Source organism: Streptomyces sp. NRRL S-646 (assembly GCF_000720765.1).
Lineage (GTDB): Bacteria > Actinomycetota > Actinomycetes > Streptomycetales > Streptomycetaceae > Streptomyces.
On sequence record NZ_JODC01000012.1, the window covers coordinates 131849 to 147439 of the forward strand.

Here is a 15591-nt window from a genome sequence, read left to right on the forward strand (position 1 = left end):
GACCGGCCAGTTTGGTGAAACCCTCGCGCGACCGGAAACCGGCGAGTAACGTGCGTGGCTCCGCACGCCCCCCACCCTCCCTGCGGTCCCCGCACAGGACCCGAGCCACGCAAGGAGCACCGGGATGTCCTACGACCGGCCCCCGTCGTACCCGCACCGCCATGCACCGCCGCACACGTCCCTGCCGTACGACGCCACGTACCCGTGGATGCCGCCCACCCCGCCGCCCGAACCGGCCAGACGGCGCCGCCCTCCGCAGCCCGCTCTCGGGCACCACAGCGACCTGAGGATCCTGCGCAGCGCGCACCGCTGGCAGCGGCGCACCGCCACCCTCACCGCGCTCGGCTACTTCACGCTGTTCCTGATCCTCTCGGCGTTCGCGCCGTCGTTCATGACGACCACCGTCACCGACGGACTGCCGACCGGGCTGCTGCTCGGCCTGCTCCAGATACCCGTCACCTGGCTGGCGATCGCCCTGTACGAGCACACGGCCCGCCGCTACGTCGACCCGATCGCGGACCGCATCCGCAAGCAGGCCGAACTGGACGCCAAGCGGGAGGCGGCGAGATGACCACCGGGTTCAGCGGAAACGCCCAGGCCATGTCCCTCGTCGCCTTCTCCACCGTCGCCGCGATCACCCTGCTGCTGTGCGTGATGACCGGCCCGGACGGCGACGACCTCGACGAGTTCTACACCGGCTACGGCTCCCTCTCCCCCATGCGCAACGGCCTCGCGATCGCCGGCGACTACATCTCCGCGGCGAGCGTGCTGGGCACGGGCGGCGTGATCGCCCTGTGCGGCTACGACGGGATCGCGCTCGCCCTGAGCACCGCCCTGTCGCTGATGCTGCTGATGTTCCTGCTGGCCGAACCCCTGCGCAACGCAGGCCGGTTCACGATGGGCGACGCGCTGGCCCGCCGTATGCCTGGCCGGGGGGTGCGTATCACCGCCTGTGTGGTCACCATCGCCGCACTGCTGCCGCTGATGCTGGTCCAACTGGCAGGCACGGGGCAGCTGTTGGCGTTCATCCTCGGCTTCTCCGGCGACTCGCTGAAGACCGGCTGCATCATCGGGCTCGGCGCCCTGATGATCAGCTACGCGGCGATCGGCGGCATGAAGGGCACCGCCCTCATCCAGATCCTGAAGATCGTGATGCTGCTCGGCTCGGGCGCCGTGGTCGCCCTGCTGGTGCTGCGGCGCTTCGACTGGGATCCGGGAGCGCTGTTCAACGCCGCGGCCGCGCAGAGCGGCGTCGGGTCCGCGTTCCTGCACTCCGGGGTCGAGTTCGCGGGCAGCCCCAACCCCCGCCTGGACATGATCACTTCGGAGCTCACGGTCGTGATCGGCGGCGCCTGCCTGCCGCACGTCACCATGCGCATGTACACCGCGCGCAGCGCCCGTCAGGTGCGGCGCTCGATGTCGTGGGCGGTGTCGTCGGTGGTGCTGTTCGTCCTGATCATGACGGTCGTCGGGTTCGGCGCGACGGCGCTGATCGGCCGGGCGGTCATCGCACAGGCCGACCCCCGGGGCAACACGGCGTACCTGCTCGGTTCGCGGGCGGCGTTCGGTACGGACGTGTCGGCGTCGGAGACGTTCCTGTTCACCACGGTCACCACGGCGATCTTCCTGACCCTGCTCGCCTCGGTCGCCGGGATGATCCTCGCCTGCGCCAACTCCCTCGCCCACGACGTCTTCGCCGCCCGTGTGCAGGAGATGTCGGAGCGCCGCGAGATGCTGCTCGCCCGTCTCTCGGCCCTCGCGGTGGGCATCCCGGCGATCCTGCTGGCCACCCTGGTCCAGCACCGCAGCCTGCAACCCCTGGTGACCCTGTCGTTCTGCCTGGGCGCCTCCGCGATCGCCCCCGCCCTGGTCTACAGCCTCTTCTGGCGCCGCTACACCCGCATGGGCCTGCTGTGCACCCTCATCGGCGGCACGCTCGCGGTGCTGCTCGTCATGCCGGGCACCAACCTGGTCTCCGGCTCCCCCGTCGCCGCCTTCCCCGGCGCCGACTTCAACTGGTTCCCGTTCACGACCACCGGCCTGGTGACGATCCCCCTGGGCTTCGCCTTCGGCTGGCTCGGCACGGTGGCCTCCGGCCGCCGGGCGTCGGAGGAACAGCGACGCCAGTACGAGGCCGTGGAGGGCTGGATTCTGGCGGGGGCGGTACGCAGGAGCGGGTGACGGCCGACGGCACGCGGGGCGGCGCCGGCCGTGGTCGGCGGGACGGAGGCGCGGCCGACGCCGGGCGCCTCCGTCCCGCCCGTCACTCCCCCGACGCCGAACCCGTCAACGCCGTAAGACTGCTGCGTACGTTGTCCATCTGCACCTGCATCTCGTCCGACTGCTCGCTGTGCTGCTGCAGCACCTGTTCCGTCTCCCGGGCGATCTGCTCCTCCTGCAGCCGCGCCGCCGCGAGGATCTCCGCGGCGCGCGCGTTCGCCTCGTCCTGGCAGCGGTGGGCGTACTCCTCCGCGTCCATGAACTCCCGCCTCGCCTCGGCCAGCTCGGCCTCCGCTCGAGCCATCCGCCCGGCCTCCCGCGCATCGATCGCCGCCGCGCGCTCGGCCTCGGCCCGCTCCACCTCGTCCCACCGCTCGGCGAACTCCTTGGCCTGCTCGGCGAGTTTCACGGTGGCGCGCTGCCGTGCCTCCCTGAGCACGCACAGCACCTCGCCCCGGCCCTCCTTCAGCGCACGCCGGGCGCCGATGCGGATCTCGTCGGCCTCGGCACGCGCCACGAGCAGCCGCTGACTGGCGTGCTCCTCGGCGTCGGCGAGTACGGACTCGGCGTGTGCCTGGGCGGCGTCGAGCACGCCGCTCGCGTGCGCCTGGGCGCCCTCCACCAGGCGCTGCGCCTCCTGCCGGGCGCGCTCCCGTACGGCCGCGGCCTCCTCCTGCACGTGCTGGAACAGGTCTCGGGCGCCTTCCCCGAGCGCCTCGTACGTCTGCGGGGACAGCTGCGACACGGTCTCCTGCAGCAACGCGGCCTCCGCCTCCATGTCCTTGGCGAGGACGGTGAGCCGGGCCGCCCGCTCCCAGGCGGCGTCCCGGTCCAGGGAGAGCGCCTCGGCGAACACTTCGACCTGTTCGGGACAGTAACCACGCCCCCGTACGGCCCCGAAGCCATGGGGCGAGATCGGTGTGCTGCTCATCCTGGAACCCCTCTCCGCCGAACTCTCCGCCGTACGGGCGCGCAATGATGATTTCGCGCACATCTTGATATATCGGGCAGAAGTGTTCATAACGCGACACTCCGTAGGCGGATTGCGATCGGGGTACGAACGCAAAGGGCCGGGCCGGTCATGACGACCGGCCCGGCCCCGCACCAAGCAGCTCACCTCAGCTGTGACACGTCACAGCAACCCGTCCCACATCTGCTCCAGCAGCACCGACCACCAGCTCTCCGGCGAACCGAGTGCCGCCGGGTCGAGAGAGGCCAGCTGGGCCTGGAAGTCGACGGTCCAACGGCCGGCCTGCTCCTGGTTCAGCCCGAACCTGAGCCGCCACATCCGGCCCAGCAGCGCCAGACACCGCTGGAACTCGGGCAGCCCCGTGTTCACGAACTGCGGCGGCACGGGCGCACCACCGGGCCCCGCCTCCACCGGCACGGCCACGATGTTCGCGGTGCCGTACTGCACACACACCGCCCGGCCGAAGTCACTGCCCATGACGAGATAAGAGCCCGCGTCCGGGGCCGGCTGCACACCGCGCTCCTGCGCGAGCTCGGCGAGCGTCGGCACCGGCCGCCCCGGCTGGGCCTGCGCCCAGAAGAACGGACCCATGTCCGCCGGCAGCCCCGCCGCCACCAGCGAGTGCGCCACGACCGGCGGCACACCCTGCCGGGACACGGCAGCCTGCTCGAACCGGAACACACCCGGCCCGAACGCACCCGCCAGCTCCTGCCCGACCGCCTCCGGCGGAATCGGCGGCGCCGACTGCACCGGCGGCAACGGCGCCCGCACCGGCGCAGGGCGGGCCGGCCCGTCCGCCACCTGGTGCAACTCACCCTGGTGCGCGAGCAGTTGCTGCATGCCCTGCTGCCGGCTCGCGTGATCCGTCCCGTACGGCGCGATGGACGTGATCCGCGCCTGCGGCCACTGCTCCCGGATCATCCGCGCACAGTACGCACCCGGCAGCTCGCACGACTCCAGCTCCGTGTGCAGCTCCAGCACCTGGTCCGGCGGCACGTTCATACCGCGCAGCTCGTGGAAGATCTGCCACTCCGGATGCGGCGTACCCGGCGCCGACCGCCGGATCAACTGCTGCTCGGACCCGTCCTGCGCACGGTACCGAAGCACGGCCTGGTAACCGGGCCCCACCGTCGGCTGCCCCTGCTGCGGCGGGTAGCCGTACGAGGGCGACTGCGGCACGCCGGGCGGCGGCACCGCTCCGGACGCCATACCGGGGCCCGGCGGCGGGGGCACGCCGGGCGCGCCTACGGGGGGCCCGGACAACACGGTCTCCGCATGATGCACGCCACCTCGGCCACCGGCACCACTGCCAGGAGCACCTGGGGCGCCGGGCATACCGGGGGCACCGGGCATGCCGGGGGGCGGCGGGGTGCCGGGGGCACCGGGAGCGCCCGGGGCACTCGGCGGCTGCGGGGCGGTCGGGGTACCCGGAGCACCGGGAGGCTGCGGGCCACCGGGACCACCCGGAGCAGCGGGAGGCTGCGGGAAGCCAGGGGCACCGGGACCACCAGGGGCACCGGGAGCGCCCGGAGGCTGCGGGCCACCGGGACCACCCGGGGCACCGGCAGGCTGCGGGAAGCCAGGACCACCAGGAGCACCGGGACCCACCGGAGGCTGCGGGGCGCCAGGACCACCAGGAGCACCGGGAGGCTGCGGGCCACCGGGGCCACCGGGGCCACCAGGAGCACCGGCAGGTTGCGGGAAGACAGAGCCACCCGGAGCACCCGGAGGCTGCGGGAAGCCAGGACCACCAGGAGCACCGGGAGCACCGGGAGCACCGGGAGGCTGCGGGCCACCAGGGCCACCCGGAGCACCGGCAGGCTGCGGGAAGCCAGGACCACCGGGAGCGCCAGGCGTACCCGGGGCCTGCGGGACACCAGGCGCACCAGGTGCCCCCGGAGCCGCAGGAGGCTGGGGCGGGGCACTCATGCCAGGAGCGCCGGGCGCGCTCGGTGCACCCGGGGCGCCGGGAAATGCCTGCGCGCCGGGCGCACCCGGAACACCGGGAGGACTCGGAGGCTGCGGCGCACCCGGAACACCGGGAGGCCCCGGAGGTTGCGGCGCACCCGGTCCCATCCGACCGGGGTCGGCGAGCATCGTGGCGGCTTGGTGCACGTTGGCCGGAGGCGTACCGCCGGGCGCGTTCGGCGCGCCGGGCGGGTGAGGGACGCCCGGTGGGTTCGGCGCACCCGGCGGATTCGGGGCGACGCCAGGCGGATTCGGCGCACCCCCCGCAGCCCCAGGCCCCGCAACGCCCTCAGGCCCCTCGGGACCGAGCGCCGACACCAGCTGCGTCGGAACGTACCCGCCCGCACCGGGCCCCGGCGGAGGCGGAGGCGCGCTCCCCGGTCGTGCACCCGGCGTCCCCGGAGCACTCGGCGGAGGCGGCGTGGCCGAACTCCGGCGCGGCGGAGCCGCCTTGCTCGTCGCGGCGTCGGCGATGTCCCCCGCGTTCGGCGCGAGCGGCCGCCCAGGGGCGCCCGGCGCCTGCGGGTAACCGTAAGAGGGCGCAGGCGGCACGGGCGGAGCCCCGGCACCCGGCGCCTGCGGATAGCCGTACGACGGAGGCGCCGGCGGCGGAGGCGGCGTCCCCTGCGCTGCCGCACCCTGCGGATACCCGTACCCCGGAGGCGGCGCAGGCGCACCACCCGGCACCGCGCCGGCACCCTGCGGATACCCGTAGCCAGGAGGCGACGCAGGCGCACCCCCCGGAGCCTCCGGCTCATCCACCGCCGGCTCCACCGCAGTCCGCGGAAGCCGGCTGCCGCCGGACATCAGCGCCGTCTCGGCATCCGGCGGCGTTTCCTCACCCGCATCGTTCAGCGGCGGCGCGAACACGGTCGCGGGCAACGGGACCGAAAGGTCCTCGCCGCCGCCGTTGGTGTCCGTCCCGGCCCAGGGAGTCGCCGCCCCCCGGGGCGTACCCGGCGCGCCATCACTCGCCCCGGCCTCCGGCCACCCCGCACCCTCACCCGACGAACCAGCCGCAGCCGCACCGGCACCCCGCCGATCCGCGAGCCCCAACTTGTCCGCCGCCTCCTGCAACCACTCCGGAGGACTCAGCAGAAACGACGTCTGATTCAGATCCACCCGCGCCGAAGCCGCAGGCACCGGCTCCGCAGCCTCGTCCCGACGGCCGTACTCCTCCTCGTACCGGCGAATCACCTCACCCACCGGCAACGACGGCCACAACGTCGCCTCACCGCTGTCCCTGGCGATCACCAACCGCTGCAGACCCCCGTCCGAACGCGGCCCCCCCTCCCGGTCCTCGGCCCACACCACAAACCCGAGACCGAACTCCCGCACCCGCACCTCACGATGCTGATACGACGGCACATCCCCGTTGATCCACTCCTCGGCGCGCTCCTGCGCCTGCGCGAAGGTCACCATCGCAACGCTCACTCCCCCACCGAAGAGACGGAAGAGACCGGAACGGAATGCGCGAACCCGCCGTCCACCATCAGATTCGCCACCGTCTCCAACTCCGGCGGATTGCCCGCAAGCCGCGACAAGAACACGTCGAAGTCCTCACCGCACGGCAACAGCAACCGCTCCACCCGGTCCGCCGGCGCCCACGAAGGATCCACGTCCCGAGCATCGTCATACGCACAGAACCACACCGAACCGAGCCGCTCGCCCTTCACCTTCACCGCCAGCAACCCGCCCTGCACAAACCCAACACCCAAGTAATCCTTGGTCAGATGGTCACGCAGACACTTGTTGACGTAGACCAGATCATTGACCGCCGCCTCCTCCCGCACCGTGAAGAACGGCTGGTCGATCAACAGCCCCAACTCGGCATCCAGCGCCGCACCCACCGGCGCACACCCACCCGCCGCCTTCAGAAACGAACGGTACGCACCCGGCAGCCGATACCCGAGGTCCTCCTCGACCCCCTGCACCTGCAACTCCGTCACCGCCACACCCGACTTCGGCAACCCGAAATGCGCCGGCCGCGTCTCCTGCAACGGCCGCGTCCCCCGCTTGCCCTGATCCACGGCCGCCGTCGCGATCCCACCGTGATGCCGCAGCAACGCCTTCACCTCGACCGGCACCAACTCCAGCCGCCGCGAACCCACCACGTGATGCCACGTCCAGCCATGCGGCGTCGCCACCGCCGGCACCGTGTCCCACAACTCGTGCCCCGTCGCCGCCAACGCCGCATTCGCCGACACATAGTCCGTCAGCCGCAGCTCATCGACACCGAAACCCTCCGGCGGCTCCGCAATCTCCGCAGCAGCACGCGCATAGACCGAGAAATCGGGGTAACCACCCTCGTCAACCCGTACCCCTCTCGGGTGACGTGCGGCCCGGACCGGATCCGGGAAATGCACGACCTGCCCGGCATAGGCCGCGTTCGGCGGCGCAGCCTGCCCCCCAGCCTGGCCGCTGGGCGGTGCCCCCAGCCCGAGCCGACCTGTCGTCATGGCGGTTGCCCCCTGCGGCACTCTGGTACGACCCGCAACGACCGGCCCAAACCGCCCGCCACGCCCCGTATCGACTGTCTCGTCCGTCTCGACTTCCGTCTCGACCGTCACCGCGCGTGTCACCACGCGCCGCCCGCACACATCGCGGTGCCGACAGCCTATGCGGTACGACCGCACCGGTCACCGGGCACCGGTCAGCCGCCCTCCGCTTCCGTGACCAGCCGTCACCCCGCGGTGACAGCCCGCCCAAACCCGGGCGTGTCGCACCGCCCCAGCTTCCGCACCAGCCACGGCATTTGGCACTCTGTGACGTCCGGGGGAGGCTCGGGAGGGGATGACGATCATGAACGCGACGCAGACGGGACCACACACGGCCCCGCACACCGGGCCATCCGGCGACCCCCGCATCGGCTGGAGCGCCACCGAAACCCCCCACGCACCCACCCTCCTCCACCGCCGCGACGGCATACTCCCCACCGTCGCCGCCGCCCTCTCCGTCCGCGGCGCCACCCTCACCGGCACCGCCGCCCGCGGCGACCAGCCCCCACCCCTGCACCCACTCGTCCAGGACTTCCTCGACACCCTCACCAGCGCCCAACGCGACCGCTTCACCGGCCGCTGCGCCGAAACCATCCTCATCTCCCGCCACATAGCCGCCGCGGACGCCGCCCGCAGCAAACGCGCCACCCGCAAACCCATGACCCACAGCGAAGCCCGCAAAGCCCTCAAACAGGCCAAACTCACCGCCCGCCGCATCCGCGAGGACGGCGACCCCCTCCACGGCAGCTTCGCCACCCCCTGCCGCGCCTGCACCGCCCTCAGCGCCCACTACGGCGTCCGCATCGTCAACCCCGCAGCAGACGACTAACCCCCCACCACCACACGCAAGACGGCCCCGCGCCGACCCACGACCCCGACGATCGAACGGCAGATGCACCCCGACCGCACATCGACCACACGCTTCCCCGTACCCGTCGACGCCGCCCTCCGCGCCGCCGGCTGGCAACCCGGACGCTGGGACATAAAACAGGCCGAGATCTGGGCCGACGCCCTCCGCGACCACACCTCACCCGCAGGCCACCGCCACGCCGTCTTCCCCGCCGCCGTAGAAGCCTGGGCCGAATTCGGCGGCCTCCACATCACCCCCACCGGACCCGGCCGCCAGATCGCCCCCGCAGCCCTCCACCTCGACCCCCTGCACGGCCTCCACATGGCCCGCACCCTCAACGACCTCGGCCGCGCCCTCGACACCGAAGTCAGCCCCCTCGGCACCGAGACAGACACCCACTCCCTCATCGCCGTCGACACCGAAGGCCGCATCTACGCCCTCGATCACACAGGCGACTGGTACCTCGGCCCCGACATCGACCAAGCCCTCGGCAGCCTCATCTCAGGCAACGAGCCAGTACGACTCACAGCGGGCTGAACCCCGGAAACGGACAGCGGCCCTACGCCGCCGGAATCACCGCCGACACCCGGAAACCCCCCGCATCCGTCGGCCCCGACACAAACACCCCACCCAGCGCCGTCACCCGCTCCTTCATCCCCACCAGCCCGTTCCCCCCGGACGGCAACCGCGCCGACGACGCCGAACCCACCTCCGGCGGCGGCTCGTTCTCCACCTGCATCGCAATCTCCGACACCCGATGCGCAAGCCGCACATACGTCTTCGCACCCGCCGCATGCTTGTGGACGTTCGTCAACGCCTCCTGCACCACGCGATACGCCGTCTGCTCCACCTCAGCGGCATACGACCGCACATCCCCCTCCACGGACAGATCCACCACCATGCCCGCAGCCGCCGACTGCCCGACGAGCTCCTCCAACTCCTCCAGGCAGGGCCCCTCCCCCTCATCGGCCGCCTTCGAAGCCGCCACCGCCGCCGCGACACCCACCGCCACCAACGGAACGGACCGCTCACCCCGCCCCGCGCCCCCACTCCTCAACACCCCGAGCATCTCCCGCAACTCGGTCAACGCCTGCCGCCCCATGTCCCCCACCAGCGCCGCATTCCTCACGGCCTTCTCGGGGTCCTTACGAGCAACAGCCTGCAGCGCAGCAGCATGCACAACCATCAGGCTCACCCGATGGGCCACCACGTCATGCATCTCCCGCGCAATCCGAGTCCGCTCCTCGTTCCGCGCCCACTCGGCCCGCTCCTCAGCCCGCTCGGCGAGCAACTGCAACTCCCGCTCAAGACTGTCCGCCCGCTCCCGGAGACTCTCCATGAGCCGCCGCCGCGCCCCCACATACAAACCCAGCAACAAAGGCGGCGCAGTCATCCCGATCGCCGTCGTGATCGCAGCAAACGGAACGAACCAGTCCCCCAGATCCCAGGACCCCTTGTCCATGTCCTGCCGCACCCGCACGAACATCACGATCAACATGCCGACCAGCGACATCCCCGCCAGCGACCCGATGATCCGCCGCGGCAACTCGGAAGCAGCGAGCGTGTACAGCCCGACGATCCCCATCAGATAGCCCATCTGGGCCGGAGTGATCGCGATCGAAACCAGCACAACAGCAATCGGCCACTGCCGCCTCACCAGCAGCGCCGAGCCCGCCAACACCCCGAACACAACCCCCGCGGCCACCGGAATCCCCGCGTCCCGCGCGAACCGAACCCCCTCGAACGCACACTCCAGCGCCGACGCCACCGCCAGACCGACATCCAACGCCGCACCGCGCCACCTGGCCCACCACCACGGCCCTCCCCGGGCCCTGGCGTCCTCTTCCCCCGTCGTGGTCATGCCTCCAGCCTAAGCGCGTCCGCGCCCCGTTTTCCGGCGAGTTTCCGTGATGGGTCTACACCACACTCCGTGACCGAGCAGGCACGAAACCACCCACTTTCCCTCGAACTGCTGAATCGCTCACCGTTCGACCCCGGAAGCGATCATTCCGCCCGGACGGTATGCCCATGGCACATTCATACGGCAAATACGCCGACTTCGAAGGGCTTCGGGAGCGGGCGGTGGCACTGCGGCGCCAGGGCTACAGCCTTCGGCAGATCCGCGACGAGCCGAAGATCTTCAACAACGACATCCTCAACCAGCTGGTGAAGGGGAGCCGCCGCCGGAGTGGACGAAGCGCCCGCGCGCAAAGGACGACCTACGGGCGAAGGCGCGGGAGCTTCGACTCCAGGGGTGGACGTACGACCAGATCGAGGCAGAGCTCGGGTGCTCCAGGAGTTCGGTCTCGCTCTGGGTGCGGGATCTGCCGAAGCCGGAGCGTCGCGATCCGACCGAACAAGCAAAGCTTGCGGCGCGGAAGCGGTGGGAGCACGAGCTAGCGATGCGGGACGAGGAGCGTCAGCGAACAAAGGCCTTGGCAGAACAGGAGATCGGCAAGCTGTCAGACCGCGAGCTGTTCCTGATCGGCGTTGGCCTGTACTGGGCGGAAGGCGCCAAGGACAAACCGTACAGCCGACGCGAACTCGTCCTCTTCGTCAACAGCGATCCAGGAATGATCGCCGTGTTCCTTGCATGGCTGAACCTTCTCGAAGTGGAGAAAGATCGCCTGCGGTTCCGCGTGATGATCCACGAGTCCGCGGAAGTGACCACCGCAGAGCAGTACTGGGCCGACATGGTCGGCGTGGACGGCAGCTCCTTCAACAAGACCACACTGAAGAAGCACAACCCGAAAACGGTTCGTAAGAACGTTGGCGACGCCTACCGAGGCTGCCTCGTGATCAGCGTCCTGCAGAGTGCCGATCTGTACCGTCGCATCGAAGGTTGGTGGACTGGGATAGTTGCCAGCTCCACCGCGTGTCTCCGGTAAGGTCTGAGGCGCTGTCCCCCGTGGTGTAACTGGCAGCACACTGGTTTTTGGTACCAGCAGGACAAGGTTCGAATCCTTGCGGGGGAGCCACAGCACACAAGACCTCAGTTCGGGCCCTGACAGCACCGTCAGGGCCCGCTCCCATGTCCCCCAAGAAACGCCCCGGTATCCTGCGGTTGTCCCCACCCACTCCACAGCCGAAGGGCAACCCCGTGAGCGCCATTCGCCCGGCAGCCGTCGTCGTTCTCGCAGCGGGTGAGGGCACCCGTATGAAGTCGGCCACACCCAAGGTCCTGCACGAGCTCTGCGGCCGCAGCCTCGTGGGTCATGTGCTCGCCGCCGCCCGTGAGTTGGAGCCCGAGAACCTGGTCGTCGTGGTCGGGCACGCTCGTGAGAAGGTCACCGCCCACCTCGCGGAGACCGACCCCGCCGTACGCACCACAGTGCAGGCGGAGCAGAACGGCACGGGTCACGCCGTACGCATCGCCCTGGACGAGCTCGGCGGCAGTGTCGACGGGACCGTGGTCGTCGTGTGCGGCGACACCCCTCTGCTCACCGGCGAGACTCTCCGGCAGCTCGCCGCGACGCACGCCGCCGACTCCAACGCCGTCACCGTGCTGACCGCCGAGGTCCCGGACGCCACCGGTTACGGCCGGATCGTCCGCGACGAGGCGACCGGTGCCGTCACCGAGATCGTCGAGCACAAGGACGCCACCGAGACGCAGCGCGCGATCCGTGAGATCAACTCCGGGGTGTTCGCGTTCGACGGTCTGCTGCTGGCCGATGCGCTGAAGAAGGTTCGTACGGACAACAGTCAGGGTGAGGAGTACCTGACGGACGTCCTCGGGATCCTCCGTGAGGCCGGTCATCGTGTCGGGGCGTCCGTCGCCGGTGATTACCGTGAGATCGCCGGGATCAACAACCGTGTGCAGTTGAGTGAGGCGCGCCGCATCCTGAACGACCGGCTGCTGACCAGTGCCATGCTCGCCGGCGTCACTGTTATCGACCCGGCGACGACCTGGGTCGACGTCACCGTCACCTTCGAGCAGGACGCGGTCGTCCACCCGGGTACGCAGCTGCATGGCTCCACGCATATCGGTGAGGGTGCGGAGGTCGGGCCCAATACTCGTCTCACCGACACTCGGGTGGATGCCGGGGCTCGTGTCGACAACACGGTGGCCGACGGTGCTCATGTGGGGCAGCAGGCCAAGGTCGGTCCGTTTGCCTATCTGCGCCCGGGGACCCGCCTGGGTGCGAAGGGCAAGATCGGTACGTACGTCGAGACGAAGAACGCTTCCATCGGTGAGGGGACGAAGATCCCCCATCTCTCCTATGTCGGTGACGCGACGATCGGTGATTACACCAACATCGGTGCTGCCAGTGTGTTCGTGAACTACGACGGTCAGGAGAAGCACCACTCGACTGTCGGGTCGCATTGCCGGACGGGTGCGGACAATATGTTTGTGGCTCCTGTCACTGTTGGGGATGGCTCGTACACCGCCGCGGGGTCCGTGATCACGAAGGATGTGCCGGCCGGTTCGTTGGCTGTGGCCCGTGGTCAGCAGCGGAATATCGAGGGTTGGGTGGTTCGTAAGCGTCCGGGGAGCGCGGCCGCGCAGGCGGCTGAGGCGGCGTCTCGGCAGGTCGAGAGCGAGGACTGACCGGAAACGGGTGCGCCGGACACGGCGTACCGTGATAAGTGCACACCCAGTTGAGACACCTCTGAGGAGACAGCTGTGACCGGGATCAAGACGACCGGCGAGAAGAAGATGATGTTCTTCTCCGGCCGCGCCCACCCCGAGCTTGCCGAGGAGGTCGCCCAGCAGCTGGGGGTCGGCGTCGTCCCGACGAAGGCTTTCGACTTCGCGAACGGTGAGATCTACGTCCGTTATCAGGAGTCGGCGCGTGGCGCGGACTGCTTTGTGATCCAGAGCCATACTGCTCCGATCAACCAGTGGATCATGGAGCAGTTGATCATGATCGACGCGCTGAAGCGTGCGTCGGCCCGCTCCATCACGGTGATCGTGCCGTTCTACGGTTACGCGCGGCAGGACAAGAAGCACCGTGGTCGTGAACCGATTTCGGCGCGGCTGGTGGCTGATCTGATGAAGACGGCGGGTGCGGACCGGATCCTGACTGTGGATCTGCACACGGACCAGATTCAGGGCTTCTTCGACGGGCCTGTGGACCATCTCTTCGCGCTTCCGCTGCTTGCGGACTATGTGGGCCGGAAGGTGGACCGGGACAAGCTGACGGTGGTTTCGCCGGATGCGGGTCGGGTGCGGGTGGCGGACCGGTGGTGTGACCGTTTGGGTGCGCCGCTGGCGATCGTGCACAAGCGGCGTGACAAGGACGTCGCGAACCAGGTCACCGTCCACGAGGTCGTGGGTGAGGTGAAGGGTCGGGTGTGTGTGCTGGTCGACGACATGATCGACACGGGTGGCACCATCTGTGCGGCGGCTGATGCGCTGTTTGCGCACGGTGCGGAGGACGTCATCGTGACGGCGACGCACGGCGTGCTCTCGGGCCCCGCCGCGGACCGGTTGAAGAACTCGCGGGTGAGTGAGTTCGTGTTCACGAACACGCTGCCGACGCCGGCTGAGCTGGGCCGGGATCTGGACAAGATCACGGTGTTGTCGATTGCGCCGACGATTGCGAGTGCGGTGCGTGAGGTGTTCGAGGATGGTTCGGTGACGAGCCTGTTCGACGAGCAGTAAGGGTTCTGCGCCGGCGGGCGTTGACTCTGGCGGAGATCGTTTTGGGTGTGGCCTCCTTGGCCGAGTAGACTGCTGCAGTTGCTCGGCGAGGGAGGCCGTACCCGTTTTTGGCGGGGTGTGGCTGTCCGTTATCGACGCGCTCTTCGTAGCAGGCCGTTCGTGGCCGGGTGACCACGTCCGTTTCTGTTTTCCACGAGGAGTGATCATGTCCGAGGTCAAGATCTCCGCTGAGTCCCGTACCGAGTTCGGTAAGGGTGCGGCCCGTCGTATCCGTCGTGACAGCAAGGTTCCCGGTGTCCTGTACGGCCACGGTTCGGACCCGCTGCACCTGACCCTTCCGGGTCACGAGCTGCTTCTTGCGCTGCGTACGCCGAATGTTCTGATCGCTCTGGACATCGACGGCAAGACGAACGAGCTGGCGATCCCGAAGTCGGTTCAGCGTGACCCGATCAAGGGTTTCCTGGAGCACGTCGACCTGCAGCTGGTGAAGCGTGGCGAGACCGTCACGGTGGAGATCCCGGTCCACACCGAGGGTGAGCTGGCCCCGGGTGGCAACCTGCTGGAGCACGTTCTGAACGCGCTTCCGGTCGAGGCCGAGGCCACGCACATCCCCGAGGCCGTCACGGTGTCCGTCGAGGGCCTGGAGGCCGGTGCCTCCGTCCTGGCGAAGGACATCACGCTGCCGAAGGGCACGAAGCTGGCCGTCGAGGATGACGCTGTCGTCCTGCAGGTTCTGGCCGCGCAGGCGGAGGAGGCTGCGGAGGGCGAGGAGGCCGCGGGCGAAGAGGTCGCCGAGGCCTGATCCTCACCCTGTTCGACCGTTTGTCAGCCGCTGTTCCCGTACGGGGCAGCGGCTGGCGCGTATCAAGGAGAGATGGACGTGACCAGCCCTGCCAATGGCCCCTGGCTTGTTGTGGGCCTCGGGAATCCTGGGCCCGAGTACGCCATGAACCGGCACAATGTCGGGTTCATGGTGGCCGATCTGCTGGCCGAGCGGATCGGGGGGAGGTTCAAGCGGGCGGGCAAGGCGCAGGCGCAGGTCGTGGAGGGGCGGATCGGGCCTCCGGGGCCGGCGAACCGGCGGGTGATTCTGGCGAAGCCGATGTCGTACATGAATCTCTCCGGCGGTCCGGTGAATGCTCTGCGGGACTTCTACAAGGTGCCGGTGGCGAACGTTGTGGCCGTGCATGACGAGTTGGACATCGATTACGGCGTGCTTCGTCTCAAGCTCGGTGGTGGGGACAACGGGCACAACGGGTTGAAGTCGATGACGAAGGCGTTCGGGGCGGATTATCACCGGGTGCGGTTCGGGATCGGGCGGCCTCCGGGTCGTATGCAGGTCGCTGATTTTGTGCTGAAGGATTTCTCCTCTGCCGAGCGCAAGGAGTTGGACTACTTCGTGGACCGGGCGGCGGATGCGGTGGAGTGTCTGGTGATCGAGGGGTTGGAGCGGGCGCAAAGCACGTACAACTCCTGACTT

The 15591-nt window shown here is 69.6% G+C and carries 12 protein-coding genes, 1 tRNA gene and 1 pseudogene; 10 read left to right on the plus strand and 4 right to left on the minus strand.

Features of this window, described 5'->3' with window-relative positions; all coding sequences use genetic code 11:
- Positions 1 to 124: 124 nt before the first annotated feature.
- Both IH68_RS0131700 and IH68_RS0131705 read left to right on the plus strand, forming a co-directional pair.
- Positions 125 to 571, plus strand: a complete 447-nt coding sequence (locus tag IH68_RS0131700; protein ID WP_030941841.1) for a DUF485 domain-containing protein — start codon at positions 125 to 127, stop codon at positions 569 to 571.
- The gene (locus IH68_RS0131705) at positions 568 to 2181 is read left to right on the plus strand and encodes a cation acetate symporter (protein ID WP_030941843.1); all 1614 of its coding nucleotides are present in this window, start codon (positions 568 to 570) and stop codon (positions 2179 to 2181) included. Before IH68_RS0131700 ends, IH68_RS0131705 begins: the two co-directional genes overlap by 4 nt.
- An 82-nt stretch (positions 2182 to 2263) precedes the next feature.
- Here the strand turns inward: IH68_RS0131705 and IH68_RS0131710 are convergent, their stop codons facing one another.
- The 3 genes from IH68_RS0131710 to IH68_RS0131725 all read right to left on the minus strand — a co-directional run bounded on the left by IH68_RS0131710 (position 2264) and on the right by IH68_RS0131725 (position 7617).
- Positions 2264 to 3151, minus strand: coding sequence for a cellulose-binding protein (locus tag IH68_RS0131710; RefSeq protein WP_030941845.1), 888 nt, complete (start codon positions 3149 to 3151; stop codon positions 2264 to 2266).
- Between the two features lie 201 nt (positions 3152 to 3352).
- Positions 3353 to 6580 (minus strand): SUKH-4 family immunity protein, encoded by a 3228-nt coding sequence (locus IH68_RS53735; protein ID WP_078912695.1) that lies wholly within the window; start codon positions 6578 to 6580, stop codon positions 3353 to 3355.
- 8 nt (positions 6581 to 6588) lie between these two features.
- Positions 6589 to 7617, minus strand: coding sequence for an SMI1/KNR4 family protein (locus tag IH68_RS0131725; protein ID WP_030941848.1), 1029 nt, complete (start codon positions 7615 to 7617; stop codon positions 6589 to 6591).
- A 334-nt stretch (positions 7618 to 7951) separates the two neighbouring features.
- On the opposite strand from IH68_RS0131725, the gene IH68_RS0131730 reads away from it, so the two are divergent.
- Positions 7952 to 8485 (plus strand): YwqJ-related putative deaminase, encoded by a 534-nt coding sequence (locus IH68_RS0131730; protein ID WP_030941850.1) that lies wholly within the window; start codon positions 7952 to 7954, stop codon positions 8483 to 8485.
- 63 nt (positions 8486 to 8548) lie between these two features.
- Positions 8549 to 9043 (plus strand): SUKH-3 domain-containing protein, encoded by a 495-nt coding sequence (locus IH68_RS0131735; protein WP_030941852.1) that lies wholly within the window; start codon positions 8549 to 8551, stop codon positions 9041 to 9043.
- Between the two features lie 22 nt (positions 9044 to 9065).
- Here the strand turns inward: IH68_RS0131735 and IH68_RS0131740 are convergent, their stop codons facing one another.
- A complete protein-coding gene (locus IH68_RS0131740; protein ID WP_030941854.1) occupies positions 9066 to 10367 on the minus strand; it encodes a sensor histidine kinase in 1302 nt (433 codons plus the stop codon).
- A 167-nt stretch (positions 10368 to 10534) separates the two neighbouring features.
- On the opposite strand from IH68_RS0131740, the pseudogene IH68_RS50360 reads away from it, so the two are divergent.
- The 6 genes and pseudogenes from IH68_RS50360 (at position 10535) to pth (ending at position 15588) form a co-directional block, all read left to right on the plus strand.
- Positions 10535 to 11394 (plus strand): annotated as a pseudogene (locus IH68_RS50360) (hypothetical protein).
- A 14-nt stretch (positions 11395 to 11408) separates the two neighbouring features.
- Positions 11409 to 11484, plus strand: a tRNA-Gln gene (locus IH68_RS0131750).
- A gap of 122 nt (positions 11485 to 11606) precedes the next feature.
- Entirely contained in the window at positions 11607 to 13055 is a 1449-nt protein-coding gene (gene glmU / locus IH68_RS0131755) for a bifunctional UDP-N-acetylglucosamine diphosphorylase/glucosamine-1-phosphate N-acetyltransferase GlmU (protein WP_078912696.1), read from the plus strand.
- A 75-nt stretch (positions 13056 to 13130) separates the two neighbouring features.
- A complete protein-coding gene (locus IH68_RS0131760) occupies positions 13131 to 14111 on the plus strand; it encodes a ribose-phosphate diphosphokinase (protein WP_030941859.1) in 981 nt (326 codons plus the stop codon).
- A 205-nt stretch (positions 14112 to 14316) separates the two neighbouring features.
- A complete protein-coding gene (locus tag IH68_RS0131765) occupies positions 14317 to 14913 on the plus strand; it encodes a 50S ribosomal protein L25/general stress protein Ctc (protein ID WP_030941861.1) in 597 nt (198 codons plus the stop codon).
- 72 nt (positions 14914 to 14985) lie between these two features.
- Entirely contained in the window at positions 14986 to 15588 is a 603-nt protein-coding gene (gene pth, locus IH68_RS0131770; protein WP_030941863.1) for an aminoacyl-tRNA hydrolase, read from the plus strand.
- The last annotated feature ends 3 nt before the right edge of the window (positions 15589 to 15591 follow it).